Annotated in this window: 25 protein-coding genes; 18 read left to right on the forward strand and 7 right to left on the reverse strand. The window is 41.6% G+C overall.

Annotated features, from left to right (window positions below):
- Positions 1–6: 6 nt before the first annotated feature.
- Positions 7–630 carry an MBL fold metallo-hydrolase gene (locus CLV38_RS03045; protein WP_106191357.1) on the reverse strand — a complete coding sequence of 208 codons (624 nt, stop codon included), beginning with the start codon at positions 628–630 and terminating at the stop codon, positions 7–9.
- Positions 631–953: 323 nt separating this feature from the next.
- Here CLV38_RS03045 and CLV38_RS03050 point away from each other — a divergent pair, with 323 nt between their 5' ends.
- The 4 genes from CLV38_RS03050 to CLV38_RS03065 all read left to right on the forward strand — a co-directional run bounded on the left by CLV38_RS03050 (position 954) and on the right by CLV38_RS03065 (position 5,010).
- Complete coding sequence (locus CLV38_RS03050; protein WP_106191359.1) at positions 954–3,335, forward strand: S8 family serine peptidase; 2,382 nt, start codon at positions 954–956, stop codon at positions 3,333–3,335.
- 129 nt (positions 3,336–3,464) lie between these two features.
- Entirely contained in the window at positions 3,465–3,929 is a 465-nt protein-coding gene (locus CLV38_RS03055) for a Dps family protein (protein ID WP_106191362.1), read from the forward strand.
- Positions 3,930–4,028: 99 nt separating this feature from the next.
- Positions 4,029–4,493, forward strand: coding sequence for a tRNA (adenosine(37)-N6)-threonylcarbamoyltransferase complex ATPase subunit type 1 TsaE (tsaE, locus tag CLV38_RS03060; RefSeq protein WP_106191364.1), 465 nt, complete (start codon positions 4,029–4,031; stop codon positions 4,491–4,493).
- Positions 4,480–5,010 carry a GNAT family N-acetyltransferase gene (locus CLV38_RS03065; protein WP_245920523.1) on the forward strand — a complete coding sequence of 177 codons (531 nt, stop codon included), beginning with the start codon at positions 4,480–4,482 and terminating at the stop codon, positions 5,008–5,010. The genes tsaE and CLV38_RS03065 overlap by 14 nt, the downstream gene beginning before the upstream one ends.
- A gap of 44 nt (positions 5,011–5,054) precedes the next feature.
- Here CLV38_RS03065 and CLV38_RS03070 read toward each other — a convergent pair whose 3' ends face one another.
- On the reverse strand, positions 5,055–5,579 hold the full coding sequence (locus tag CLV38_RS03070; protein WP_106191366.1) for a 3'-5' exonuclease: 525 nt from the start codon (positions 5,577–5,579) through the stop codon (positions 5,055–5,057).
- 193 nt (positions 5,580–5,772) lie between these two features.
- On the opposite strand from CLV38_RS03070, the gene CLV38_RS03075 reads away from it, so the two are divergent.
- Positions 5,773–6,327, forward strand: a complete 555-nt coding sequence (locus tag CLV38_RS03075; protein ID WP_106191368.1) for a GNAT family N-acetyltransferase — start codon at positions 5,773–5,775, stop codon at positions 6,325–6,327.
- Positions 6,328–6,444: 117 nt separating this feature from the next.
- On the forward strand, positions 6,445–7,842 hold the full coding sequence (locus CLV38_RS03080) for a 6-phospho-beta-glucosidase (RefSeq protein WP_106191370.1): 1,398 nt from the start codon (positions 6,445–6,447) through the stop codon (positions 7,840–7,842).
- 73 nt (positions 7,843–7,915) lie between these two features.
- On the opposite strand, the gene CLV38_RS03085 is transcribed toward CLV38_RS03080, so the two are convergent.
- Positions 7,916–10,546 carry a calcium-translocating P-type ATPase, PMCA-type gene (locus CLV38_RS03085; RefSeq protein WP_106191373.1) on the reverse strand — a complete coding sequence of 877 codons (2,631 nt, stop codon included), beginning with the start codon at positions 10,544–10,546 and terminating at the stop codon, positions 7,916–7,918.
- A 367-nt stretch (positions 10,547–10,913) separates the two neighbouring features.
- Between CLV38_RS03085 and CLV38_RS03090 the strand changes: the two genes are divergently transcribed.
- From CLV38_RS03090 to rpiA, 8 genes are all read left to right on the forward strand, one after another.
- Complete coding sequence (locus CLV38_RS03090) at positions 10,914–11,282, forward strand: hypothetical protein (protein WP_146128983.1); 369 nt, start codon at positions 10,914–10,916, stop codon at positions 11,280–11,282.
- Between the two features lie 134 nt (positions 11,283–11,416).
- On the forward strand, positions 11,417–12,415 hold the full coding sequence (gene murB, locus CLV38_RS03095) for a UDP-N-acetylmuramate dehydrogenase (protein ID WP_106191378.1): 999 nt from the start codon (positions 11,417–11,419) through the stop codon (positions 12,413–12,415).
- A gap of 88 nt (positions 12,416–12,503) precedes the next feature.
- Positions 12,504–13,424 (forward strand): Gfo/Idh/MocA family protein, encoded by a 921-nt coding sequence (locus tag CLV38_RS03100; protein WP_106191380.1) that lies wholly within the window; start codon positions 12,504–12,506, stop codon positions 13,422–13,424.
- Positions 13,425–13,619: 195 nt separating this feature from the next.
- Positions 13,620–14,750 carry an ABC transporter ATP-binding protein gene (locus CLV38_RS03105; protein WP_106191383.1) on the forward strand — a complete coding sequence of 377 codons (1,131 nt, stop codon included), beginning with the start codon at positions 13,620–13,622 and terminating at the stop codon, positions 14,748–14,750.
- Positions 14,743–15,552 carry an ABC transporter permease gene (locus CLV38_RS03110; protein WP_106191385.1) on the forward strand — a complete coding sequence of 270 codons (810 nt, stop codon included), beginning with the start codon at positions 14,743–14,745 and terminating at the stop codon, positions 15,550–15,552. The genes CLV38_RS03105 and CLV38_RS03110 overlap by 8 nt, the downstream gene beginning before the upstream one ends.
- A complete protein-coding gene (locus tag CLV38_RS03115; RefSeq protein ID WP_106191588.1) occupies positions 15,552–16,379 on the forward strand; it encodes an ABC transporter permease in 828 nt (275 codons plus the stop codon). Before CLV38_RS03110 ends, CLV38_RS03115 begins: the two co-directional genes overlap by 1 nt.
- Complete coding sequence (locus CLV38_RS03120) at positions 16,379–17,449, forward strand: ABC transporter substrate-binding protein (protein ID WP_106191388.1); 1,071 nt, start codon at positions 16,379–16,381, stop codon at positions 17,447–17,449. The genes CLV38_RS03115 and CLV38_RS03120 overlap by 1 nt, the downstream gene beginning before the upstream one ends.
- 92 nt (positions 17,450–17,541) lie before the next feature.
- Positions 17,542–18,219: a ribose-5-phosphate isomerase RpiA gene (rpiA, locus tag CLV38_RS03125; protein ID WP_106191390.1), complete on the forward strand. Its 678-nt coding sequence runs from the start codon at positions 17,542–17,544 to the stop codon at positions 18,217–18,219.
- Between the two features lie 807 nt (positions 18,220–19,026).
- On the opposite strand, the gene CLV38_RS03130 is transcribed toward rpiA, so the two are convergent.
- From CLV38_RS03130 to CLV38_RS03140, 3 genes are all read right to left on the reverse strand, one after another.
- Complete coding sequence (locus CLV38_RS03130; protein WP_106191392.1) at positions 19,027–20,133, reverse strand: IS4 family transposase; 1,107 nt, start codon at positions 20,131–20,133, stop codon at positions 19,027–19,029.
- Between the two features lie 134 nt (positions 20,134–20,267).
- The gene (locus tag CLV38_RS03135; protein WP_106191395.1) at positions 20,268–21,218 is read right to left on the reverse strand and encodes an L-threonine 3-dehydrogenase; all 951 of its coding nucleotides are present in this window, start codon (positions 21,216–21,218) and stop codon (positions 20,268–20,270) included.
- 88 nt (positions 21,219–21,306) lie between these two features.
- Positions 21,307–22,500 carry a glycine C-acetyltransferase gene (locus CLV38_RS03140; protein ID WP_106191398.1) on the reverse strand — a complete coding sequence of 398 codons (1,194 nt, stop codon included), beginning with the start codon at positions 22,498–22,500 and terminating at the stop codon, positions 21,307–21,309.
- A 189-nt stretch (positions 22,501–22,689) separates the two neighbouring features.
- Here CLV38_RS03140 and CLV38_RS03145 point away from each other — a divergent pair, with 189 nt between their 5' ends.
- The 4 genes from CLV38_RS03145 to CLV38_RS03160 all read left to right on the forward strand — a co-directional run bounded on the left by CLV38_RS03145 (position 22,690) and on the right by CLV38_RS03160 (position 25,578).
- Complete coding sequence (locus CLV38_RS03145; protein WP_106191400.1) at positions 22,690–23,991, forward strand: pyrimidine-nucleoside phosphorylase; 1,302 nt, start codon at positions 22,690–22,692, stop codon at positions 23,989–23,991.
- Between the two features lie 112 nt (positions 23,992–24,103).
- Complete coding sequence (locus CLV38_RS03150) at positions 24,104–24,808, forward strand: AzlC family ABC transporter permease (protein ID WP_106191402.1); 705 nt, start codon at positions 24,104–24,106, stop codon at positions 24,806–24,808.
- The gene (locus CLV38_RS03155; protein ID WP_106191405.1) at positions 24,801–25,124 is read left to right on the forward strand and encodes an AzlD domain-containing protein; all 324 of its coding nucleotides are present in this window, start codon (positions 24,801–24,803) and stop codon (positions 25,122–25,124) included. Before CLV38_RS03150 ends, CLV38_RS03155 begins: the two co-directional genes overlap by 8 nt.
- A gap of 16 nt (positions 25,125–25,140) precedes the next feature.
- Positions 25,141–25,578 (forward strand): GNAT family N-acetyltransferase, encoded by a 438-nt coding sequence (locus CLV38_RS03160; protein ID WP_106191407.1) that lies wholly within the window; start codon positions 25,141–25,143, stop codon positions 25,576–25,578.
- Between the two features lie 60 nt (positions 25,579–25,638).
- On the opposite strand, the gene CLV38_RS03165 is transcribed toward CLV38_RS03160, so the two are convergent.
- Positions 25,639–26,139 carry a hypothetical protein gene (locus CLV38_RS03165; protein ID WP_106191409.1) on the reverse strand — a complete coding sequence of 167 codons (501 nt, stop codon included), beginning with the start codon at positions 26,137–26,139 and terminating at the stop codon, positions 25,639–25,641.
- Between the last annotated feature and the right edge of the window lie 27 nt (positions 26,140–26,166).

A 26,166-nucleotide genomic window follows, 5' to 3' on the forward strand; every position in this document is an offset into this window, starting at 1 on the left:
TCTTTTCTAGTTAAAATAAGGATTCGTTCTTTTTTCATATTCAATTGTCGTTTGATTTCCGTGACCTGGATAGACAATAGTATCTTCAGGTAAACTAAATAATTCTTTTTTTATAGCCGGTATTATCTTTTCAGGTTCACTTCCCGGTAAATCTGTCCGACCAATACTGCCTCTAAACAGAGCATCTCCAGAGATGACGAAGCCGTCTTCTTCAAAAATAAAGCTGACACCACCTGGAGAATGTCCTGGTGTTGAAACAACTGTTAGTGTGAACGGACCGATTGTTATCGTTTCAAAAGGATCGAATGTATACTCCGCTGGGTTAGCTTTAACTTCAAAGGGATTGAAAGAAGACAGATTCTTTGCAGGATCGCCCAACCATTCCTGTTCTTCTGGACTGACATAGACGGGAATATCGTAATCTACTCGAATGTCTTCAAGGGATCCAATATGATCAAAATGAGTATGAGTCAAAATGATGGCAATTGGGCGTACACCTAGTTCTTCTATTTCATTTTTGATTTTACTTGTTTCATCACCTGGATCTACTATAAGTGCATCTGTTCCTTTATAAATAATGTAACAATTCTCTTCAATTGTACCCGTTACGATTTGCTGAACTTGAGTCATGTTAATTCCTCCTTCGTATTCATATATCAGTATAACTGATTAGTCAAATTCTGTCGAAAAATGAGGAAAGACTACAGTAACAAAAGAAATGAAGTGAAAGAGCTGAGAAAATTATTGTGCGGAAGTATAACTTGTTATATCTTCGCACAAATTGAATTGGAGTACGTACTATACTGATTAACTTGTTCAAATAATTGTTGCGCTTGTATTTAAGGTATGGTAATCTTTTTTTGTTAGGTTAAATGAGAAAGAGGTGAGAAAAGTAAGAGATTACTAATGTCATGTCGGGTATAAACACTCACTTACAAAGGGGATAAAATATAATGAAAAAATCTGTTACTACAGTATTTGCCGCTTCAATGTCAGTCCTTATCGGTTTTGGTTCTGTCCAGCCCGCTTTTTCGGTTGCAGCACAAGGGAACGACGGTAATGAGTCTTCCTCTGAACCAACGCTACATTTAGAAGCTGATTTGTTATCCGATGAAATAATATCGATTATAGTAGAAATAGAAGAAGAAGCTGTTCTCCAGGCAAGACAAAACGGTCGATTCCAATCTGAACAGATTTTATCTCAGGAACGTGAACGAATTTTAGAAGAACTTGAATCACATGGGGCACAGGCAGAACTGAACCATGAATATGATCAGGTATTCTCCGGATTTTCAATCGATCTAGCAGAAAATGAAATTGGAAACCTTCTTATGATTGATGGCGTTAAAGCTGTATTTCCTAATCAGTTGTACGAAGCGAACGAAGAATACCATTTCAATCTTGACGATTTCTCACCAGAAATGGCTGACAGTGCTCCCTACATAGGATCAACAGAAGCATGGGATGCTGGGTTTACAGGTAAAGGGGTCACAGTGGCTGTCATCGATACAGGAGTGGATTATACTCACCCTGATTTAGCTCACGCCTTTGATATGGATAACCTTGGATGGGACTTTGTAGATAATGACAACGATCCTCAAGAAACACTTGTCGGAGCTGTAACGGATCATGGTACTCACGTGGCAGGAACGATTGCAGCAAATGGGACACTTAAGGGCGTTGCACCAGATGCGACTTTACTTGCTTACCGAGTACTCGGACCAGGTGGAAGTGGAACGACCGACAATGTGATTGCGGCAATTGAGCGGTCGGTTGAGGATGGAGCAGATGTGATGAATCTTTCATTAGGAGCATCAGTGAATGATCCAGACTATCCTACATCAATAGCTTTAGACACGGCTATGGGGGAAGGTGTGGTGGCTGTTACTTCAAATGGTAATTCCGGTCCGCAGAACTGGACTGTCGGTTCACCGGGAACTTCCAGAGATGCTATTTCTGTAGGCGCAACTCAATTACCTTATAATGTTTTCAGTGCTTCAATTGAAACGACTTCTGAAAATACGTATCCTTCTGCCGACGTGATGGGGTATCCAAGTGAAGACGAATTAACTGCATTAAATGGGTCAACATCAGAATTCGTATATGCGGGCTTAGGCAGTGTTGCAGAATTTAATAATGTGGATGTTGAAGGCAAAATAGCCTTGGTTCAAAGAGGCGAATTAGCTTTTGTAGACAAAGCTCAAAATGCGGCTGATGCAGGAGCCGTTGGCGTAGTGATTTTCAACAATGTACCAGGAAGTCAGCCGGATGTACCTGGCATGGCGGTTCCTACACTGAAGGTTTCTTTAGAAGATGGCCAAAAACTGTTGTCTGACTTAGATAACGGACACAACACACTAACTGTCTCTATCGAGTTCAGTGATCAGGTTGGGGAGACGGTTGCTGATTTTTCTTCCAGAGGTCCTGTCATGGATACTTGGATGATCAAACCGGACGTAGTAGCTCCGGGTGTCAATACCTATAGTACAGTACCAAACAATGGATACGGCTCAAAATCAGGAACCAGTATGGCCGCTCCACATGTAGCAGGAGCAGCTGCTTTGATTTTGGAAGCACACCCTGACTGGAGTGTTGATTTCGTAAAAGCATCATTAATGAATACGGCAGAGCGCCTAACAGATAGAGATGGGAATTTCTATGCTCACAATACTCAAGGAGCAGGAAGCATACGTGTACTTGATGCGATCCAAGCAGAAACATTGATCATTCCCGGAAGCCACTCATTCGGTATTTTCAATAAGCAGCGAGGAAGAGAAACACGTCGTCAAAGTTTTGAAATACACAACTTGACTAACTCAAGAAAACGTCATTCAGTAAGCTTTACTGGAAATGATGGCATCAAAGTGAATAACAGTAATAACTTGAATATCCAAGGTGGAAGATCAAATTCATTTAACTTCATGGTTCAAGTGGATGCGTCGAACATGGAAGCTGGATACAATGAAGGCACGTTTATTATCAGTGACGGAACCAAGGCATATGAAGTCCCGACCATATTATTCATTCAGGAACCGGAATTCCCATTATTACAGTCTGTTCAGTTTGGTCTGTCAGATGGAGTACTTAATGGACTGGTTAGGGTGACGACAGATGTGGATCAATTTGCACTGCGTGTTAGAAATGCAGATACAGGAGAGTTGCTGACAGAAACAGCAGTCAGTCAAAATATTCCTCGAGGAGATCACTTCTTTGCATGGGATATGCTGATCAACGGTCAACCGCTTACTCCAGGTCGCTACCAGCTGAACCCGACGGCCACTTTAGGGGACCGTGTAACTGAACTAGAAGGCGGCGTTTTAACAATAGGCGAATAATTTAGATTAGCAGTAACTCAGGTGATTCTTTCGGGAATCATCTGAGTTTTTTGATGCATTTCAGTTGAGTTTGTGATGAATGTATCATAAACTGACTATAAGATTAAAATATTAGGAGGCGCTTTATTAATGGCAACAGAGTCTGTTGAGCAATACTTGAATAATTTAGTCGCAACGCAAGGTTTATTTTATACTAAACTGCATCAGGTGCATTGGTACATCAAAGGGCCTGGTTTTTTTAAACTGCATGTCAAGCTGGAAAAATATTACGATGTTTTAACTGAACACATGGACGAAAATGCAGAAAGATTACTTCAATTAGGCGGAGAGCCATTCTCTACGCTGCAGGAATTCATAGACCACTCGCTGATCAAAGAATCTACTGAAGATAAATATTTATCTCAGACTGAAATGCTTAAAGCGACTGTTGGAAATTTTGAAACAATAAGAGATGAATTATCTAGAGGGATAGAGCTATGTGATAATGCAAAGGATGATGTTACGGTCGATATTCTGACTGAGCAAAAAGCATATGTCGACAAAGTAATCTGGATGCTGTGGGCGTATTTAGGAAAAAATGCTTTAGGTGAATAAGTGTAAGCTGAAGAGTCAGTGTGAGCTGGCTCTTTTTTTATGTAAAAAGCAGATAGTGTATGGTACTATAAGGTATATTTTTGATGAAGAGGTTTTGCTATGAAGATAATCACACACAATGAAAATGAAACAAAACAGTTTGCAAAACAACTGGCGGCTTTACTTAAACCGGGAATGACCGTTTTACTGGAAGGGCAACTGGGTGCAGGCAAAACGACCTTTACAAAAGGTGTAGCTGAAAAGCTGGGGATCGAGCGGCCGATCAAGAGCCCGACCTATACGTTGATCAAAGAGTATTCAGATGGAAGTATCCCCTTATACCACATGGACCTCTATAGAATGGAAAACGCAGAAGATGAAGAACTGGGTCTTGATGACTATTTTTATGGTGAAGGCATCACGATTGTAGAGTGGGGTTCCTTTATGCAGGATGAGTTGCCGGAAGAGTTCATCTCAATCACTTTAAACGTAATGGACAATATGACGGATAGAGAAATCAGGTTGACTGCCAAAGGTAAACACTATATTGAACTACTGGAGCGATTAGAACATGACAACACGTGAAGAGATGGATTGTACGGTAAGAGAAGCCATTCCTGCTGATGCTAGAGGTGTTATTGAGTTATTGAATAAAACAGCGACCCAAACAGGTTTTATGACACAAGGGGAAGAAGGATTAAATATCACTGTAGAAGAAGAAGCTCACGAGCTGGATTCTATCTATTCATCCGAAAATAATTCTGTCATAGTAGCTCTTGTGGAGGGGAAGATTATCGGAATAGCCTCTATTAGTGCCTCATCCAAGCCTAAAATTGAACACATTGGAGAAATCGGAGTTGTTATAGACAAGGATTACTGGGGAATGGGATTGGGTCGGTTGATGATGGAGGATATCCTGGAGTGGGCTGATGAGTCCAGCATTTTAAAGCGGCTGGAACTGAAGGTACAGCACCGGAATGCGAGAGCCCGTGCGCTATATGAATCTCTTGGCTTTGATTTGGAGGCTATTATGAAATATGGTGTAAAAGATAACGGAGAATATTTGGACGTGTGCCTGATGAGTAAACTGATCAATCAGTAAAAAGAGCTGGAATCGTCTATGACGAACCAGCTCTTTTTGTTGAATTATTTTACAAATCGTTTCAAAGAGGAGACACCAAATTCTTTTTCCTGATTAAGCAAAATAGTAGCACATGCTCGTGCGTCATCTTGAGCATGGTGATGATTTAAAGGAATGCCGTAGTGAGCAGCAACAGTATTCAGCTTATTATTAGGTAAGGTTTTTAAAAGAGCCCGTGATGAGCGAACTGTACATAATGTCATAAAACGGGGAGTCTGTATATTATAATACGCCAAAGTACCCGAGAGCACGCGCTTATCGAAAGGCATATTGTGAGCAATAACCAGCTGCTCATCTGTAAAATACTGTTTCATATCTTTCCAGACTTCAGGGAATTTAGGAGCATCAACGACATCTGATTCGCTGATTCCGTGTATTTGGGTATTTATACGATCGAACCAGGTTTCCGGCTGGATCAGAGTGTAGTATTCATCAACAATCTCACTGTTCCTTACAATAGTCAATGCGACTGAACACGCGCTGTGTGTCTGGCGATTAGCTGTTTCAAAATCTATTGCGGTAAAATCCATAGGAGACCCTCTTTATCATTATTTAGTAAACATCTGTTTAGTATTTACAAAGTATAGCATGTTCCGCAGAACTTTCAAGAGAAGTTCAGCGAATAGATCGTCAGTACTCCCGGATAAGGAAAGCGGGATGACTGTGAAAGCTAACAGTAAAGATATACTCATTAAGTCAGACTATTTCTGGAGGCGGTAAAAAATGGACTATTATAACAAAGAAGAGCTGATCATACGCTCAATGCTTGAAAGAGACAGTCAGATACTCGCAGAGGCATTCTCAGCTCAAGGCTGGGACAAGCCAGTATCCCTTTTTGAAAAGTATTACAGACGTCAGGAAAGCGATGAACATCTGGTGTGTATAGCTGAAGTAAAGAATCAGCTTGCAGGTTATGTTACTCTATTGCCGGAAACGTCAGCTGGTCCTTTCTCATCCCTAAAGATCCCCGAAATCGTCGATTTAAATGTACTGATGGATTATCAGATGGATGGTGTAGGGAGCGCATTGCTTTACTGTGCTGAAATGCTGGCTGGCCAGTTCAGCGATACCGTATCACTCGCAGTCGGACTGCATTACGGTTATGGTGCTGCACAAAGGTTGTATGTGAAAAAAGGCTATATTCCGGATGGCTCGGGCGTGTGGTACCAAGGAAGTCAACTGGAACAATACGCTGACTGTGTAAACGACGATGAACTAGTCCTCTATTTGAGTAAACAGTTAGGACAGCAGGAAAATCACCACTATAATAGACTTTAAAGTAAGGGATTAGACCATCACAAACTAATAAAAGAAAGCGCTTGTCTGTAATCAATTACATACTTTAAGCTTGATGAGTACGGTATGGAAATTACCTAAAATCAGGAGGTTACAGACATGGCAAAAGACGGACTGAAGATCGTAACAATCGGTGGAGGATCAAGCTACACACCTGAACTGATCGAAGGATACATCAAGAGAAAAGACTTACTGCCCATCAAAGAAATCGTTCTGGTCGATATCGAAGCAGGGAGAGAGAAACTGGATATTGTCGGCGCTATGGCAAAACGAATGGTCAAAGCAGCAGGGCTTGACTGGACGGTCACTCTGACTTTGGACAGGAAAACAGCACTAGAAGATGCAGACTTTGTCACGACTCAATTTAGAGTAGGATTGCTTGATGCCCGGGTTAAAGATGAGCGTATTCCTTTGTCTCATGGAGTATTGGGACAAGAGACGAACGGAGCTGGGGGCATGTTCAAAGCGTTTCGAACGATTCCTGTTATATTGGATATCATTGAAGATATGAAGGTAGCTTGTCCAGCTGCCTGGCTGGTTAATTTTACGAATCCTACCGGAATGGTGACTGAAGCAGCGATAAAACATGGGGGCTGGAAGAAAACGGTTGGATTGTGTAATGTACCGATCGGTCACCGGAAAATGGCTGCAGAAAAGCTGGCTATCCCTGAAGACGATCTGTTCTTTAAATTTGCTGGACTCAACCATTTTCACTGGCACCGTGTCTGGGATAACCAGGGGATCGAGCGCACGGAAGATGTGATCGATGCAATTTACAAACCGACGGATGAGGACCAGGAAAGTCATCTGAAAAATATCCATAATGCGAGTTTCCACTATGAACAGATTAAGGCACTGGAAATGTTGCCCTGCGGCTACCACAGGTATTATTATGCGGAAGACGAGATGCTGAAGCATTCGATTGAGGAATTTGAAAAAGGCGAAACCCGCGCACAGGTCGTTAAGAAAACAGAAGCCAGGTTATTTGACTTGTACAAAGATCCAAAACTGGATTATAAACCTGAAGAGTTATCTCAACGTGGGGGAACACATTACAGTGACGCAGCATGTGAGATCATCGCGTCTATTCAAAATGACTTGCGGACCGAGATGGTCGTCTCTACCGAGAACAATGGAACGATCGTCGATTTGCCTTATGACTGTGCTGTAGAGGTGTCCGGGGTGGTGACGTCTCATGGCTTTGAGCCCTATAACTGGGGAAGCTTTACACCTGAAGCACGTGGATTAGTCCAGAGCATGAAAGGAATGGAAGAAACTGTTATCCGTGCCGCAATCGATGGAGACTATAATCGTGCACTCAGCTCGTTTATCATCAATCCATTAGTTCCCGGTGGAAAAGTAGCGAAGGATATCCTGGATCAGCTATTATATGCTCACAAAGAACATCTGCCTCAATTTGCAGATAAAATAAAAGAAATTGAAGAGCACCAGCCTGAAACAGTCAACTATGTTGACGAGCTGATGAAGAGTAATTAAAAAAACAACGCCCTATTAAACAAAGGGCGTTGTTTCTTTTTGGTTATCAGTCAGTCATTTTTACAGCGTTACTTTATTTGAAAGGGAGTAATTTTTTTCTAAGTTCCATGATGATTGTTGTGCTTAAAGCTAATCCGGCAGCTATTGCCCATTGGACTAATCCAAATGTCGCAGGAATAGAGAAGACACCTCTGATACCTGGAAGAAGAGTGACACCGTATAGCCCCAGACAGAACACAAAGGCAAGAATAACAAATTTATTCTTCAGAAATCCGGCTTCAAAACTAGTTTGAGTAATAGAACGGGCAGGGAACACCTGCAGAGTACGGGCCAGTATTAATGTAGTGAATGCCATAGCGATACTGATTTCTGCTGTATAATACTGCAATCCGATAAACTGGGAAATGATGACCGCAATACCAATCAGACTTCCTCTAAAAATAACGGTTTGAAGCGTCTGTCCTGAGAAAATTGTTTCATCCGGATCACGCGGTTTCTGACTCATGACATTTGGTTCTTCAGGCTCAAGACCTAAAGCAATGGCTGGCAGAGAATCATTCACTAAGTTTATGAATAGTAGCTGCAGAGCAGTAAATGGGCTGACCCAGTTCATGATCAGTGCAAATAATATAGCAATGACTGCCCCAAGGTTACCTGAGAATAAATAAGCAGTGGCTTTTTTGATGTTGCTGTATATGGTACGGCCAACGGACACGGCTTTGACGATTGAAACGAAGTTATCATCTGTCAAGATCATGGCTGAAGCATCTTTAGATACATCTGTTCCGCTACCCATGGCAATACCGATATCTGCTTGTTTTAAGGCAGGTGCATCATTAACACCATCACCTGTCATTGCCGTAATCTGTTTTTTATTCTGCCAAGCTTTGACTATTCGAATTTTATTTTCTGGTGTGACACGGGCATAAACAGTAATTTTCTCGAGGTTTTCCATCAGTTCTTCCTCGGATAATGCATCAAGCTCCTGACCGGTAAAAGCAAGGTCTCCTTCACTTGATATATTTAAATCTCTGGCAATAGCTCGAGCAGTTGTTTTGTGGTCTCCGGTAATCATGACCGTTTTGATTCCAGCACGTGTCGCGTCTTCAACAGCATGATAGACTTCCTGACGAGGCGGATCGATCATGGCCAGCAAGCCCACAAATATAAGATCATTTTCATCTTCAATAGAGACATCGTCAGTTTCAACCGGTTTGTAAGCGAAGGCAAGTACACGCATAGCCTGATCCGAAAAACGTTCGTTCTGATCAACTAGTTCTTTCTGTAATTCATCTGTCAGATAAACAATGTCACCATTCATTTTGATTTTAGAACAGAGAGAGAATATAACATCAGGTCCGCCTTTGACAAGCAGTCGTTTCTCCCCATCTATCTCATGTACAGTTGACATGCGTTTTCGACTTGAATCGAAAGGCAGTTCTGACAAACGAGGGTATGTTTTTCGAACCTGGTCATAAGGGAGGCTCTGCTTGTTGCTGTATGCAATGAGCGCAACTTCAGTTGGATCACCACTTGAATCTCCCTCGTCGTTTAAGGTTGAATCGTTAGTCAAAGTGGCAATCTGCATTAGAATCTGTTCGGACTCGGTCCACTTTTGTGGATCACCTGAGAATAAATTTGATGCTCCGTTTGGAATATAAGAATCGACAACAGTCATTTTGTTTTGAGTCAGCGTGCCCGTCTTATCGGTACAGATAACGCTAGTCGATCCTAATGTTTCAACAGCTGGAAGTTGTCTGATGATGGCGTGCTGTTTAGCCATTTTATTCGTTCCCACGGATAAGACAATAGTGACGATAGATTGCAGAGCTTCAGGGATAGCGGCTACTGCAACGGCTACAGCGAACATAAAGGCATTCAGCAAAGGAACCGTTACATCCTCTGTGTTTCCAAGGAAAATACGGCCTGCCTGAATAGCGAATATCAAAACAGAGAGAAGAAGGATTGCCCAGCCTAGTTTCTTGCTGAAATGGTCCAGTTTTCGCTGCAGAGGGGTTTGTTTGTGTGAAGCACTTTGAATCAGTTGTGCCACTTTGCCCATCTCAGTTGTTTCACCTATTTCAGTCACCAGCAGGCGACCTCGACCATAAGTGACAAGTGTACCGCTGTAAACCATATTAATCCGGTCAGCAAGCGGTGTATCTTCGGTCAAGGGAGTTGTTTTTTTATCAGATGAAACAGATTCTCCTGTCAGAGACCCTTCCTGAACCTGTAGAGATTCAGCTTCGATCAGCCGGCCGTCCGCAGGTATATTATCGCCTGCTTCGAGAATAATAATATCTCCGACAGTTATGTCTTTTGCATCAATAGATTGTGTTTTCCCATCTCTTAAAACTGTTGCATTGGGTGAAGCCATCTTTCTTAAGGATTCCAGTGAATCTTCAGCTTTTTTAGTCTGAACCACACTGAGAATTGAATTAAGGATCAGTACAGTGAAGATAATCAATGGTTCCAGTTGTTCTCCTATCAGAATTTGAATAATAGCAACAATCAGTAGAACAATAACCATAGGATCTTTAAACGATTCGACAAAAAGTGAGAAAATAGAGCGCTGATCTTTTTGAGCTATTTCGTTCAAACCGTATGTTTCACGACGTTTAGAGACTTCTTCACTGTTCAGTCCATCAGAGGAAGAGTTCAATTCACTGATGACGTCCTCGCTTGTCTGTTTATAGTAATCCATTTCAGTTTCCTTTCTGTTTGTCGGAATAAGAGATAAAAAAAGACGTATACGGAGATTTCACTCCGTATACGTCTCACAATTTAATGCAGCACCAGCAGATTAGATATCTACGATTGGTGGCACTGCAACAGAGAAATCTCTGCCTGTTACTCCCGTACAATTATTTGTTTGTAAATTTATTATAATCGCCCGTGATATAAAAAGCAAGATGCACGTCTTCTTTATTTTCAGTCAAGAGGCTGAAAGTGAGCAAAGGCTCCATCACCTTAGCCGAAGAGGGCAGAGCGGCGCTCCTCAGTTGTATTAGTCTACATATGATTAAATAATTGATAAAATACACTAAGGAAAAATCATCAGAGGTGTCCATATGAAAAAAATGTTATTGCGAATAAAGAAATGGCCGAATAGCTTGAAAATCAACCTGGCTTCTCTTATCTCAATAGGGTCAGGAGGGCTAATGCTCTCTCTTCCAATCAATCATACCACAGCTCAGACTGGGACTGTATTCGACCACTTTTTCACCTCAGCATCACTCGTATCAATCAACAGTATGACGTCGGTAGAATTTTCAGAAACCTATTCTTACTTTGGAAAAGGAATCGCTATATTCCTCATGAGGATCGGGGGACAAGATGAGGAAGAAGATTTTCTGCTCGAAATCAATGCAGATGCTGAAATAAAAAAAGAGATGACTTTGACCGATTGGCTGGAGAAACAGCGCTGGGCTATGATTTAAGACTTGACGATTAGGTGACAATTCATTACAAACCTACACATTCATTATAAATAATGTTAAAATAAACATGATTTGCTTACCAGAAGTAGTTACAAGGAGCTGAATCACTGTTTACGAGAGGACAATATAACCTAATGAATATAAAAAAACTAAAAAAGAATTTCCCAAACGTCAACATTAAAGAAAATGAACCTTTAGCCCATTATACTTACACAAAAACGGGTGGACCTGCAGATGCACTGATTTTTCCTAAAACAAAAGAAGAAGTACAGAAACTGATCAGTTGGCTGAACGAGGAAAACTGGCCCGTCACAATACTAGGGAATGCTAGTAATTTAATCGTTAAAGACGGCGGGATTCGTGGAGCTACGATCATCTTGACAGATATGAACCAGATTGTGATCAAAGAGGATACAATTAAAGTTTTGACCGGTGCCGCACTGATTGAAGTGAGTAAACGAGCCTATCAGTCGAATCTGACAGGACTGGAATTTGCCTGCGGAATCCCTGGAAGCATTGGTGGAGCCGTTTATATGAATGCTGGTGCCTATGGTGGTGAAGTAAAAGAAGTTATCAAATCAGTTACGGTCCTGACTCGTGAAGGACACATAATCGAGCGAGATAATAATGACATGGATTTCTCTTATCGTCACAGCAAGCTGCAGGAAACAGATGAAATTGCTTTAGAAGTTGTCTTTGAACTGAAAAAAGGCGATGCGGAAGAAATCAAAGATAGAATGGATGAATTGACATATTTACGGACATCCAAGCAGCCATTGGAATACCCATCATGTGGATCTGTCTTTAAACGACCGACAGGGTATTTTACAGGTAAACTGATTCAGGAAGCCGGATTACAAGGACTTAAATGGGGCGGCGCTCAAATATCCACTAAGCATGCAGGATTTATTGTTAATATTGATAATGCCACTGCCACTGATTATATTGAGTTGATCGAACACATTAAAGAAGTCATCCTTGAAAAAGATGGTGTACAACTTGAAACAGAAGTCAAAATCATTGGTGAAGACCATCCCGTAGCGGTTGAATCTAGAGATAATCTTATGAAAAAAGCAGCAAGTACATTTCATGCCCAACTAGGAAAAATTTTACCATTAACTGAAGACAATTAAAGCAAGGAGCAGTACTGAATCGGTGGCTTAAGCAAGTCGTGATTGGTTGAGTCTGCTCTTTTTATATTTAAAAAATGGAGGAAATCAGATGAATATTGGCGTTATTGGACTAGGAACGATCGCTCAGAAAGCGTATCTTCCGATTTACACAACTCACTTTCCACAGCACACATGGCATTTCTGTACACGCAATGAGGTCAGACTTAAAGAATTGGGTGAGAAATACGGTTTGACTGACTCTCAGCTGCATACATCCTGGGAAGAGCTGGCCAATTCAGTCGATGCGGTATGCATACATACACCAACACCAACACATGAGGAAATGATCCGGTTCTATCTTGATCGATCGATTCCTGTTTTTGTCGACAAACCCTTGACCGAAAATATTGAAAAGACAAAGGAATTGATTACCCTGTCAAATCATAAGAATACCCCTCTTATGATCGGCTTTAACCGACGTTTTGCTCCGCAAGTCAACCAGCTTTCAGAGATAAAAGACAAAAATATGCTGATTGTTCAGAAAAACCAATTCGCCGCTACTGATTTTTCTGTCAGGTACCGTATATACGATTTGATGATCCACCCGATAGACACAGCTGTTTATCTGATGGATGACCCATCATTATCGATCACTGCTTCTGAAGTCGTCGTGGAGGATGATCAGTTTAAGCGTGCGTGGGTCCTTTTGAAGTCTGCTCAGACTACAGCACTCGTTTCCGTAAATAATGAATCAGGTGCAAAAAGAGAAACCCTCGAGCTTCAAAGCCCTTCAGGAACGTATACTGTTGATAATCTGACAGAACTCTCACGATTTGATCAGAAAGGAAAGTTCAGTCAAACCGCAGGAGACTGGACAGAGACACTCGAAAAAAGAGGGTTTCACCCCATGATCGAGGCTTTTTTAAGTGCTTTGGAGAATAAAACGGTAATGCCTGTTTCAGTAGAATCCGCTTTGATCAGTCACACCATTTGTGAGGACATCATTTTGACCTATGAAAATAAGAAATAAAAGGGCTGTAGCTATAAATTCCATATATTAAAAACGAACAAAACGATTATTTTGAAACAGATTAGTCAGGACTGTCAATTTTTCAACAAATTTGAGTATCACGCGCTTTAAAAAATTGAATAAATATTGCTTTTCACCCCTTAATCGCTATAATTATAAAGGTTAATTAAATCGGTTATAAAGGGGTGTTTTTTGTTGACTGAAGAAATAATTGTTTCCTTCGATCAGGTTGAAAAAAAATATGATAAAGAAAGTGTACTAAAGACCATCACTTTTGAATTGGAAAGAGGCAAATTTTATACTTTACTGGGTCCATCCGGATGTGGGAAGTCCACTATACTGAATTTACTGGCTGGATTTACGTCCCCTACTGAGGGCTCTATTTATTTGAACGGAGAGGATACAAAAAACACCCCTCCAAACAAACGGAAAGTAAACACTGTTTTTCAGGACTATGCTTTGTTCCCACATATGAACGTGTTTGATAATGTCGCGTTCGGATTGAAAATGAAGAAACTCTCAAAAGAGGACATTAAAAAGAAAGTTAGTGCTGTACTGAAATTAGTCAGACTGAACGGATATGATGAACGTGAAATTACAGGTATGTCCGGTGGTCAGAAGCAACGTGTGGCAATTGCACGAGCTTTAGTCAATGAACCAGATGTGCTTTTGCTGGATGAACCCTTGTCTGCTTTGGATCTCAAACTGCGCACAGATATGCAGTATGAACTGAGAGAACTGCAGCAGCGTCTGGGCATCACTTTTTTATTCGTTACACATGACCAGGAAGAAGCACTCGCGATGAGTGATGAAATAATGGTCATGAATGAGGGTGAAATCGTTCAGACAGGGACACCTATCGATATTTATGATGAACCCATCAATCGTTATGTTGCTGACTTTATTGGTGAAAGTAATATTGTAAAAGGGCGAATGATAGAGGATTATGTCGTATCTTTTGCAGGCAAGTCTTTTCAGTGCGTCGATGGCGGGATGAATCCCGATGAAAAAGTGGATGTCGTGATCAGACCGGAAGATCTGGTCTTAACTGAAGCAGAAAAGGGTGCCTTGCAAATCAGGGTAGAGACGCAATTATTTAGAGGTGTTCATTACGAAATTGTGGGAATGGACAATGATGGTAATCAATGGATGGTGCACTCCACTAAAAAGACTGAACCCGGAAGACGTGTTGGCTTACAATTTGAACCTCAAGATATCCACATTATGCGAATTAACGAAACGGAAGAGTCATTTGATGAGCGGATCGAAAACTATTCAGCACCTGCCTCCTTTTCAGTTGAGGAAGGAGACAGGTTAGATGGTTAAACAAAGGAAGCTTTTGTCTGTCCCATACTATTTGTGGATCCTGCTGTTTGTCATATTTCCCGTTCTCTTACTGTTGTTCCAGTCGTTTCGTGGACTTGACGGGTCGTTTACATTAGTTAATATTCAAACATACTTTACCTCTCGTGTCTATTTAACGATGACGCTGCAGTCGTTTATCTATGCGTTCCTTATTACGGTACTGACGCTGACTATCAGTTATCCGGCAGCCTACTTTTTAACGCGGACAAAAAACAAGCAATTGTGGCTGCTTGTACTGATATTACCGACCTGGATGAACATCCTGCTCAAAACTTACGCCTTTATAGGGATTTTGAGTCAGACAGGAATGGTCAATCAATTGCTGGACTTTATGGGACTTGGTGCACAACCGTTACTTTTTACCCGGATCAGTTTTCTGATCGTAGCGACTTATATTGAAATCCCGTTCATGCTGCTTCCTGTATTCAATGCGATTGATGATATAAATGATTCCATGGTATATGCTAGTCGTGACCTGGGAGCCAGTGAATGGAAGACATTTTCCACTGTGATTCTGCCCCTTTCGCTGTCAGGCGTAAGAAGTGGTGTACAAGCGGTATTTATTCCTTCTTTATCTTTATTCATGCTGACCCGTCTTATTGCCGGAAACCGTGTGATCACATTGGGAACAGCCATTGAGCAGCATTTTCTGGTCACTCAGAACTGGGGTATGGGTTCGACAATGGGGATTGTACTGATCATCATCATGTTCGCCGTCATGTATCTGACCCGTAAACGCAAGAGAGGGGTGGCGGTCAGATGATCAAAAATAATAAATGGGCTTCACTATATCTAGTTGTCGTATTCATTCTGCTGTACACACCGATTGCGTATCTTATATTCTACTCATTCAATGAAGCGGGCACGATGAATCAGTTCAGCGGCTTTACCCTTGAGCATTACGCTGCTCTCGCGGAAGACACACGACTCATGATTATTGCGCTGGATACTATTCGAGTAGCGCTGCTTTCAGCATTGCTGGCAACGACTATTGGGACGCTCGGGGCGATTGGTATTTATTATTCCAGAAGGCGCGAGACTCAGAATCTCCTTTTAGGCTTCAATAATATTTTACTGGTATCGCCGGATGTTATTATTGGGGCCAGCTTTCTGCTGCTCTTTACTGTCGTCGGGTTCAGATTAGGGTTTTACTCTGTCCTTCTGTCTCACATTGCGTTCAGTATACCGATCGTTGTTCTTATGGTCCTGCCGAGGCTGGAAGAAATGAATGAAAACATGATTACTGCAGCCAAAGACTTGGGTGCGACTAACTGGCAGGTCCTCAAGGAAATTATTTTACCAAATATCACACCTGGTATTTTAGCTGGTTACTTTATGGCTTTTACGTATTCGATAGATGATTTTGCCGTTACCTTTTTCGTTACAGGAAACGGGTTTGCCACACTCTCTGTTGAAATCTATTCTAGAGCAAGGCAGGGCGTCAGTCTGGAAATTAATGCGTTGAGTACAGTTTTATTCCTGGTAGCGTTCAGTCTGGTTGCAGGTTATTACTTCATTCAAAAACAGCAGAGAACCAGAAAGCTGGCGCATATGGATCCGACAAATCATGAGAAAGCGGTGACGCCATAATGAAAAAATTAGTGAACCTGTCTTTACTCATTATCGGACTTTCAGCAGCTGCTTTTGCCGGTGGTCGACTGATTGAACAGGCACAGGGAACAGGTGGATCGGATGTCTTTCATCTGTATAACTGGGGAGACTACATTGATTCAGATTTGATCGATCAGTTTGAAGAAGAGACCGGCTACCGTGTTGTTTATGAAACATTTGATTCAAATGAAGCCATGTACACCAAAGTTCAGCAGGGAGGGACCGGCTATGATCTGGCTATCCCGAGTGAGTATATGATTGAGCGGATGATCGAAGAAAATCTGGTGGTTGAGCTGGACCATTCCCGAATAGATGGACTTGACCATATTGATTCCGATTTTCTGAATTTGAATTTTGACCCTGGGAACCGGTATTCAATTCCTTATTTCTGGGGGACGTTAGGGATCGCCTATAATGAAGACATGCTGGAAGGCTTCGAACCAGAAAGCTGGGAGGATCTATACCGTCCAGAACTGGCGAACAGTATACTCATGATCGATGGAGCTAGAGAAGTCTTAGGCATTGGCCTTCAGACGCTTGGCTACTCATTGAATTCAACAGATAACAGTGAACTTCAAGAGGCGACCGAACAGCTTCGGGGATTGTCTCCCAACATTAAAGCACTGGTAGCTGATGAGATAAAAATGTATATGATTCAGGAAGAGGCTGCCATTGCGGTGACTTATTCTGGAGAAGCTGCGGATATGATGTGGGAAAATGAATCGATTGTATACATCCTTCCAGAAGAAGGCTCAAATCTCTGGTTTGATAATATGGTGATTCCTCATACAGCTCAGAATGAAGAGGCAGCCTATGCGTTCATTAATTTCATGCTGGATCCTGAAGTTGCGGCTCAAAATGCTGATTATGTTGGGTACAGTACACCCAATGAAACCGCCATGGATTATCTGCCGGAAGAAACCATTGAAGATGAGCAGTTTTATCCAAGCGAAACAATGATGGATAACCTTGAAGTCTATGAAAATCTCGGACTCTATCACACAGGGATTTACAATGATCTGTTTCTGGAATTTAAAATGATCAAATAGTTGTAAAGGAAGCTGGGTTCCTATTTTAGAGTCCTGGCTTCCTTTTTAGTATGCTATAATTTAATTACTATACGTGTAAAGGGGTCAGTACAGTGAACTTGAAAAAAATGGTGGGGTATAAGGCAGCGGAATTTGTAAAAGATGGCATGATCGTTGGACTGGGAACAGGCTCAACAGCTTATTATATGGTAGAAGCTATTGGCAAACGGGTCAAAGAAGAAGGCTTGTCGATCATTGGAGTGACAACATCACATCGCACAACTGAGCAGGCCGGGGAATTAGGTATTCCCTTAAAAGACTTAAATGACGTTGATCATATTGATATAACGATTGATGGGGCTGATGAAATTTCCGATGATTTTCAAGGGATTAAAGGTGGTGGAGCTGCCCACTTGTTTGAGAAGATGGTCGCTAATCAGTCCGAAGAAGTCATCTGGATCGTAGATGACAGTAAAATGGTCCACAAACTAGGCGCGTTTCCTTTGCCGGTGGAAGTCGTTCAATTTGGCTGTGATCAGGTATTTAATTTATTCAACAGGGAAAACTTGAGTCCTTCTTACCGACTTGATGAAGGTGGCAGTAAGCTGATTACGGATTCCGGCAACGTCATTATCGATTTGCATCTGGATGTGATCGATCAGCCACACGAGCTCGCCAAATGGCTGGACTCAGTGACCGGTGTTGTAGAGCACGGTTTGTTTCTGGATTGTGTGACAAAGGTGATTGTAGGAAGAGAAGACGGACCCGAAGTAATAGACGTCACACGCTGAATGCATGAAAAGCCCAGATGAGACAGGTAGAAGTCGTCTCTGCCAGGTAATCGAGACGAGTAGGCGGAATGAACGGCTTATATGCAGTGCTCGCTCAATTAATCGAATCGAGTAGACGTAATGAGGGCTTATATGTAGTACTCGCTAAATTATTCGAATCGAGCAGACGTAATGAGGGGTCTATATGTAGTGCCCGCTCAATTATTCAAACCGAGTAGACGTAATGAGGGGGTAGTATGTAGTACTCGCTCATTTATTCGAATCGAGCAGACGTAATGAGGGCTTATATGTAGTGCTCGCTAAATTATTCGAATCGAGTAGACGTAATGAGGGCTTATATGTAGTGCTCACTCAATTATTCGAGTCGAGTAGACGTAATAAAGGGTCTATATGTAGCGCTCGCTCTAGCAGGTGAATCGGGCTGACAGAATAAGGCGAGATATGAGGCACTCGACCAGATAAACTTTCCGAGTGCTGCAAATGAGTATCTAATAAGAAGAAGTGATACACATTTCTCAAACCATCAGTCTTTAATGTCTTTAATAGCGGCTCTAGTCATGCTTTTAAACAATTAAAACGGACTAAAAAAATAGCCTGTATCCTGTCAGTTCCTTAAAGAAAGGAATAAACGTGATCACTAGTGTTGCATAAAACTTAGAATAAATAGGTTTTATAGGTTGTTACTTTTATCACAAGTAGTTTTCGTTAAAATTTCCAAAAAAGTCAATTGCTGGCGCAAGGGATGACTTTTTCCAGAAATTTTTAGGTTATTCAGTTGTGGATTAATCTATTTGAACTCTCGTTCACTTAACCAGGGGCGAACGATTCTTTGAAACACTCAAACGGTTCATACTGTAACGCTCTGATTTGTCTCAAAATAGTGAAGAGGGTTGATTTCAACTTTAATTCAAGTTTCAACAGTAACGTCAGTAAGTAGACAATCATCGCAAGAATCACTTGATTCTCTACGCCTTGTTCAGACTGTGAATAGTACGTTTTAATGGTCAAATGTTGTTTGATGTGCTTGAAAAACAACTCGATCTGCCATCTTGATTGATACATCTTTCCGATAGCCTCTGCTGAAAGATCCATTCGGTTCGTCAGGATACGTAGATTCGATTGATGCTTACGTTCAATCGTTACTAAGCGAAACAAACCCGTCAGGTAGGTCGATTTTCCCAGCTGAACCAATTGATCACTGATAATCCCTGATTCATGAGACACTTCCAGGTGCGCTTGAACATGAACGGCTGTATTCTTTTTAATGCGGGAAACGAAAAAGTAGCCCTCCCAGTTCATTTGATCAAACTGAGCGAAATCCAGATACCCGCGATCAAAAACATAGGTCGCCCGTTTCTCATTGATAAAGACGTTCAAGTGATCATGGTCGTGTTCAGATGCATGGGACAGTTCAAATTGTTCAGGGTGCACCCATCCTTCTTTCATATGACAGACTTTTAAGTGCAGTTTGATTCCCGACTTAGTCGGGCGAAACGTGCCCCAGGGATACAGTGTTTTATTGAGTGAAAAAGTGGATGAATCAATTAGAAACACTCTTTCTTTTGATTGCATCACTGTTTTTTCATGAACCACTGAAAGTAATTGCGTGAAAATATCCATCAATACAGAGGGTTCGATCTGTCGTAAGGCACGTGATAATTGAGAGAAGCTAATGGACTCAATATCAATCACTTTTTTTAAGTTTGGGTTGACTAACTGTTGATCCAAATGCCGTAGGCTATCGGTTTCATCATTAATCGCATAGAGAAAGAGTTTCAGTACTTTTTTAAACGTTAATTTTTTTGAATACCGATCAAACTGGCCGATAGCCTGTCGAGACGTTTCACTTAATTTTTCTAAAGAAATATACGAAAACCATTTATTTATGGTCATTTTTGTTTTATACTTATCCATGCTGTAAGTCCTTTGTTTTGGTCTTGGATAAGTCATCCACCCCCATTATAAAGGACTTTTTCATGTGTTGAAACAGTTAAAATTTTTAATGCAACACTAGTGAAACGTGATACAGACTATTTTTTTAAATCAGGTTATACAACTTTAACTTTTAACTTTGACAGCATGTCTGCGGTCATTTTTTCCAGATCGTATTTGGGAGAGAAACCCCATTCTTCTTGAGCGGCACTGGTATCGATGGCATTTGGCCAAGAATTAGCGATCCCTTGTCTAACTGGATCTACATCATAACTCAATTTAAAGCCAGGCTGATGTTTTTGAATAGCTTTCTCCACATCTTCCGGTGCAATGCTCATGGCACTGACATTGTAGGCATTACGGTGCGTTAGCTGATCGCTGTCTGCTTCCATCAGTTGAATGATCAAGTCTACTGCGTCGGGCATATACATCATATCCATGTATGTTCCCTTGTCAATGAAAGACGTATAAGCATTATTTCTAAGTGCCTCATAATAGATATCAACGGCGTAGTCCGTTGTACCGCCACCGGGTAGAGTGTCATATGAGATAAGACCAGGGAAGCGAACACTGCGGGTGTCTACTCCAAATTTCTGGAAGTAGTAGTCGCCAAGCAGTTCACCACTGACTTTAGTCACACCGTACATCGTTGTCGGACGCTGGATGGTAACTTGTGGCGTCTGATCTTTAGGTGTTTCAGGTCCAAATGCGCCGATCGAACTTGGCGTGAAGAATTTTAAATCAAACTCACGTGAAACTTCCAGAGCGTTCATCAATCCACCCATATTAAGTGTCCAGGCGAGTTGCGGTTTAGCTTCAGCCACAGCAGATAAAAGAGCAGCCAAATGGATGAATGTGTCAACTGTATAGTCTTCTACTAATGCTCTCATACGTTCTGCATCAGTAACATCCAGGACTTCAAAAATGCCGTCAGTTACTACTTTTGAATGCTCAGGCTGTCTGATATCGGTTGCTACAACATTTTCAGTACCGTAGACTTCGCGTAGTCTGGTTGTCAGTTCTGAGCCGATTTGACCCAGGGCCCCAGTAATAATAATTTTTTTCACTAAAAATCCTCCGATTTTATGTTTGGTTTAGTAAGTAATAGAAAGAGAAAAGAGCACGGCGCTCCTTTCTCCAAATCAGAAAAAATGACTAGCTGATAACGTTCAGTTCTTTACCGACTTTTTCGTAAATCTTCAGCACTTTATCCAGTTGATCTTTAGTATGTGCCGCACTTGGCATATTTCTTACGCGACCTGTTCCACGAGGGACAGTTGGGAAAACGATTGATTTACAGTAGACGCCTTCCTCAGTTAAACGCTTAGAGAAAGTTTGAGTCAGTTTCTCTTCTCCAATAATACATGGAGTGATCGGTGTGTCAGAATTCCCGATATTGAATCCCAGATTTTTCAAGCCTTCTTTCAAGTATCGGCCATTATCCCACAGGCGGTCATGTTCGTCTGTTGAATTTGACATGATATCAATTGCTTCGATACAGGCAGCAGCCGCTCCTGGTGTTAGAGAAGTAGAAAACAGGAACGGACGAGCACGCACCTTCAACCAGTCAATCAGGTTTTGCGAACCGGCAACGTATCCGCCAACTACGCCTACTGCTTTAGACAAAGTGCCCATCTGGAAATCGATTTTATCCTGTAGCCCGAAGTGTTTCACGGTTCCGGCACCTTTACCCATAACGCCTGAGCCATGGGCATCATCGACGTAAGTGATCAAGTCGAATTCTTCTGCCACTTCAATGAGTTCAGGTAATTTTGCAACGTCTCCATCCATTGAAAAGACGCCATCAGTGATGTACATAATTTTTTCATACAGTCCGCTTTCAACTGCTTCTTTTGCTTTGGCACGCAGATCATCGATATCCTGGTGCTTAACTCGAATAACTTTAGCACCGGATAACCGGCAGCCATCGATAATTGAAGCATGGTTCAGTTCATCGGATAAGATGGCATCGTTTTTGTTCATGACGGCAGAGATAGCCCCCATGTTACAGTTGAAACCTGACTGGAATGCAACGGCTGCTTCTGTGTGCTTGAATTCAGCGATCTTTGCTTCCAGTTCTTCATGTATCGTTTGTGTGCCGTTGATAGTACGTACAGCACCCGCACCAACGCCATAAGTTTCTGTTGCTTCATTTGCTTTTGCTTTTAAGCGCTGATCATTTGCAAATCCCAAATAGTTGTTTGAAGACATATTGATCAGTTGTTTCCCGTTGACTTTTATTTCTGCCCCATTGGGACCTTCAATAACGTCGATTTCATTGTAAAGTCCATTGTCTTTTAATTCGTGAAGATTCTTTTCTAAAAAAGTATTTAATTTTTGACTAGTCATGATATCGCTCCCTTGATTATTTGTTGTCTGCGCTTCCTTCCAATTTTACCATTTTTTGAAAATATCGTGTAGTAGAGATGGTCTTTATTGGAATATTCTTATTATCTCTAAGGAAACTCTCCTTATATATCAGTTTAGATGTGCTAGAATAAGGCTTACAAGATACTGTAGAATGGAGTGTTTGACTTAATGAGAATGATTGATTTGATTGAAAAAAAACAGCATGATGAAGCACTAACTACTGATGAAATAAAATGGATGATCGACCAGTACACAAAAGAAGTGATTCCTGATTACCAAATGAGTGCAATGGCAATGGCTATTTACTTTAAAGGAATGACTGAAGAAGAACGAAGTGCCCTGACAATGGCAATGGTCGAATCTGGAGATCAGATTGATCTGTCTGCAATTGAAGGAGTAAAAGTAGATAAACACTCTACCGGTGGCGTGGGGGATACAACGACATTAGTATTAGCACCACTCGTAGCCAGTGTCGGCGTTCCCGTTGCTAAAATGAGCGGGCGTGGACTTGGTCACACAGGTGGAACGATCGATAAACTGGAAGCTATTCCAGGATTCCACGTTGAGCTTTCTCAAAATGATTTTGCCGAATTAGTCAACAAAAACAAAGTAGCCGTAGTAGGTCAGTCCGGAAACCTGACACCTGCAGATAAAAAACTGTATGCCTTACGTGATGTTACAGGAACTGTAGAATCCATCCCGCTGATTGCCAGCTCTATTATGAGCAAGAAAATTGCGTCAGGAGCAGATGCGATCGTCCTGGATGTTAAAACAGGTGCCGGTGCATTCATGAAGAATGTTGAGCAGGCTAGGGAACTAGCTGAAACAATGGTTAAAATCGGGAAATCTGTCGGCAGAGATACAATGGCAGTTATTTCAGATATGAGTCAGCCTTTAGGAAACGCAATTGGAAATGGACTGGAAGTTAAAGAAGCAATCGATACACTTAAAGGAGAAGGCCCTGAAGATTTGACTGAATTATGTCTAGTTTTAGGTAGTCAGATGGCTTACCTTGGCGGGGCTGCTTCTTCACTGGAAGATGCGCGCGAAAAACTGGAAGCCAACTTGCACAACGGTAAAGCACTGGCAGCCTTTAAAGTCTTTGTGGAAGCCCAAGGGGGAGATGCGACTGTAGCAGATGACCCGGATGGGGTGTTACCTGCAGCAGCCTTCACTAAGGATATTATTTCTAAGGAAAACGGTGTTGTCTCGGAAATCGTAGCGGATCAGGTCGGTATTGCAGCAATGATGCTGGGGGCAGGACGCGAGACAAAAGAGAGCGAGATCGATTTGTCAGCAGGTCTTTACCTGCATAAAAAAGTTGGAGATAAAGTAAGCGAAGGCGATTCGATTGCTACACTTTATTCGAACAAAGAAATCAAAGAAGAAGTGGTCAGCAAGGTATTATCTAATATCCGTTTATCTGAAACGGGAACTGAACCGACACTGATTTACGACATAATTCAATAATAAACAAACGAATAGAGTGGATGCTGATTTTAAACAGTATCTGCTCTTTATTGTGGTCTTAAATATGCTATACTGTCTAAATATTAACATAACAGAGTTGGGGTGTCGAAATATGAACCGTGAAACAATCGTCAGTGGCGTTAAGGCAAGTTCGCCTATTATGGTCAGTTACATTGCCCTTGGTATAGCATGTGGTATTGTCCTGTATGATGCGGGATTCTCAGTCGTCCAGATATTCCTCATGAGTTTGTTTGTCTATGCCGGAGCAGCTCAATTTTTGGCAGCCAGCATGGTTGTTCTGGGTGCATCATTTCCTTCAATTATACTAATGGTGTTCTTTTTGAATTTAAGGCATGTGTTAATGTCAGCGAGTATATCCGGATTCGTTAGAAATCGGTCACTTAGATTCCTCGGGTTGTTTGGCCATACTTTATCAGATGAAACATTTGGGATCAATTATTCCAAATTTCAGCTGGGTAACTGGACTCCAAAAGAAGCGCTGGTCACCAGTGTATCCAATTATGGCACCTGGGTGTTGAGCACGATGCTTGGAGGCGTGATTGGCAGCCAGATTCCTATCAACACCTTAATTATGAATTATGCGCTGATTGCCATGTTCTTATGTATGATGGTGTTGCAGTTTGTTTCGAAACCACATATCATTGCGGCAGCTGTATCGATTATTTTTACTGTCATCCTGACTATAGTCCTTCAGCACAATATAGCGTTAGTTATTGCGACTGTTTTGGCTTCTTTCGCAGGGTATTATGTAGAAACGAGAGAACACAGGAGAAAAGGAGGGAGAGAACATGCTTAACCACCCATTATTTCTGATTGGCGGAATGGCTGTCGTCACATTCATTCCCCGATTTTTCCCGCTGCTCTTACTAAGCAAAAAAGAAATATCGCCATCATTGAGCCGCTGGATGTCGTTTATCCCTGTATCCATTTTCGCCGCTCTGGTTGCTTCTGATATATTTTTCTGGGAAGGGACCTTCAATATAAATCCAGTACTGAATATTAAACTGGTTCCGTCAGTCCTGGTTGTGCTGATCGCCTTGAAAACAAAAAGTTTATTATGGTCCATGGTGCTGGGTATTACGGCTATAACCATCATGTGGCTGATCTTTTAATACGAGGAGCATATACATGGAATTTAGGCTGATTGATAAGAATCATCAGATGTGGGAAGAGATGATAGACTATGCCAGAAAGTGTTCATGGAAAACAGCAGATCGCCTGGCTGAACTGATGGAGGAGGATACATTTGCTGACTGGGAAAGACTGTTAGTGGCAGTGGAAGGAAACCAGATCTTGGGCTTCTGCACGCTAACTAGGAAAGATACCTATCCGGAATTACCTTACAGTCCGTTCATTGGCTTTGTATATGTAACGGAAAACGCGAGAGGTCACAGGTTAAGTGAGCAGATGATTGAGGAAGGATCCCGATACCTTAAAAGGTGGGGATTCGAAAAAGTATATATAGTAACTGATCACGAAGGATTATATGAAAAGTTCGGATTCGATAAATGCGATAGATTAGAGCGGCCGAATGAAGTAGAAACGGTGTTCAGTAGAGACTTATGAAGAATGCAGATAAAAGGAAGAGACGTCTAAACTAGATAGAACGTCTCTTCCTTTTATAATTTAATGACTGATTGACGGTTTATTTAATATCTTTTCGCCTAAATTATTTGCCCACTTCTCTGTCCACAGTGAGGAGTAGGTAAGGCCGTCCTTTTTACGTTTGGTCTGGTAATATGTAGATCGTGACCAGATGAGGGACGTGATTCCGACAGTAAACAGATACAGTGGGCCTAAGATCAACGACTGATAGGTATGACCGTACTCATGAACTGAGATACGCTCACATGTGTCTTTTATCTTATCCCGACCCTGTGATGTTCTTTTGGATAAATTCGGGCTGTCCTCATTGGGAGTGAATATAAAGAAACCAAGAGAAATGCCGTTGAAAGTCGCCCATTTAGTACGTATGCTTCCATGATAAAAGTCGTGAGGCTCCTTTAGATGAATCAGGAACAAGCATAAGCCAAGTGCGCTTTGTAAAAAGCCCCATGTACATTGAAGAACAATATAAAGTGTCATCCACCAGGGTGAAGAAAAGGTCGACTGCTGTGTTTTCTTCATTACATCACCTCATCAGTTAAAGTGTAT

This window comes from Alkalibacterium olivapovliticus (assembly GCF_003003275.1).
Lineage (GTDB): Bacteria > Bacillota > Bacilli > Lactobacillales > Carnobacteriaceae_A > Alkalibacterium > Alkalibacterium olivapovliticum.

Coding starts and splice junctions, on each gene's coding strand:
- CLV38_RS03055 (WP_106191362.1), top strand. CDS start 3,465: ATGGCAACAGAGTCTGTTGAGCAATACTTGAATAATTTAGTCGCAACG.
- CLV38_RS03070 (WP_106191366.1), bottom strand. CDS start 5,579: ATGGATTTTACCGCAATAGATTTTGAAACAGCTAATCGCCAGACACAC.
- tsaE (WP_106191364.1), top strand. CDS start 4,029: ATGAAGATAATCACACACAATGAAAATGAAACAAAACAGTTTGCAAAA.
- CLV38_RS03050 (WP_106191359.1), top strand. CDS start 954: ATGAAAAAATCTGTTACTACAGTATTTGCCGCTTCAATGTCAGTCCTT.
- CLV38_RS03155 (WP_106191405.1), top strand. CDS start 24,801: ATGCTTAACCACCCATTATTTCTGATTGGCGGAATGGCTGTCGTCACA.
- CLV38_RS03145 (WP_106191400.1), top strand. CDS start 22,690: ATGAGAATGATTGATTTGATTGAAAAAAAACAGCATGATGAAGCACTA.
- CLV38_RS03045 (WP_106191357.1), bottom strand. CDS start 630: ATGACTCAAGTTCAGCAAATCGTAACGGGTACAATTGAAGAGAATTGT.
- murB (WP_106191378.1), top strand. CDS start 11,417: ATGAATATAAAAAAACTAAAAAAGAATTTCCCAAACGTCAACATTAAA.
- CLV38_RS03065 (WP_245920523.1), top strand. CDS start 4,480: ATGACAACACGTGAAGAGATGGATTGTACGGTAAGAGAAGCCATTCCT.
- CLV38_RS03090 (WP_146128983.1), top strand. CDS start 10,914: ATGAAAAAAATGTTATTGCGAATAAAGAAATGGCCGAATAGCTTGAAA.
- CLV38_RS03100 (WP_106191380.1), top strand. CDS start 12,504: ATGAATATTGGCGTTATTGGACTAGGAACGATCGCTCAGAAAGCGTAT.
- CLV38_RS03110 (WP_106191385.1), top strand. CDS start 14,743: ATGGTTAAACAAAGGAAGCTTTTGTCTGTCCCATACTATTTGTGGATC.
- CLV38_RS03080 (WP_106191370.1), top strand. CDS start 6,445: ATGGCAAAAGACGGACTGAAGATCGTAACAATCGGTGGAGGATCAAGC.
- CLV38_RS03120 (WP_106191388.1), top strand. CDS start 16,379: ATGAAAAAATTAGTGAACCTGTCTTTACTCATTATCGGACTTTCAGCA.
- CLV38_RS03150 (WP_106191402.1), top strand. CDS start 24,104: ATGAACCGTGAAACAATCGTCAGTGGCGTTAAGGCAAGTTCGCCTATT.
- CLV38_RS03075 (WP_106191368.1), top strand. CDS start 5,773: ATGGACTATTATAACAAAGAAGAGCTGATCATACGCTCAATGCTTGAA.
- CLV38_RS03085 (WP_106191373.1), bottom strand. CDS start 10,546: ATGGATTACTATAAACAGACAAGCGAGGACGTCATCAGTGAATTGAAC.
- CLV38_RS03140 (WP_106191398.1), bottom strand. CDS start 22,500: ATGACTAGTCAAAAATTAAATACTTTTTTAGAAAAGAATCTTCACGAA.
- CLV38_RS03160 (WP_106191407.1), top strand. CDS start 25,141: ATGGAATTTAGGCTGATTGATAAGAATCATCAGATGTGGGAAGAGATG.
- CLV38_RS03130 (WP_106191392.1), bottom strand. CDS start 20,133: ATGGATAAGTATAAAACAAAAATGACCATAAATAAATGGTTTTCGTAT.
- CLV38_RS03165 (WP_106191409.1), bottom strand. CDS start 26,139: ATGAAGAAAACACAGCAGTCGACCTTTTCTTCACCCTGGTGGATGACA.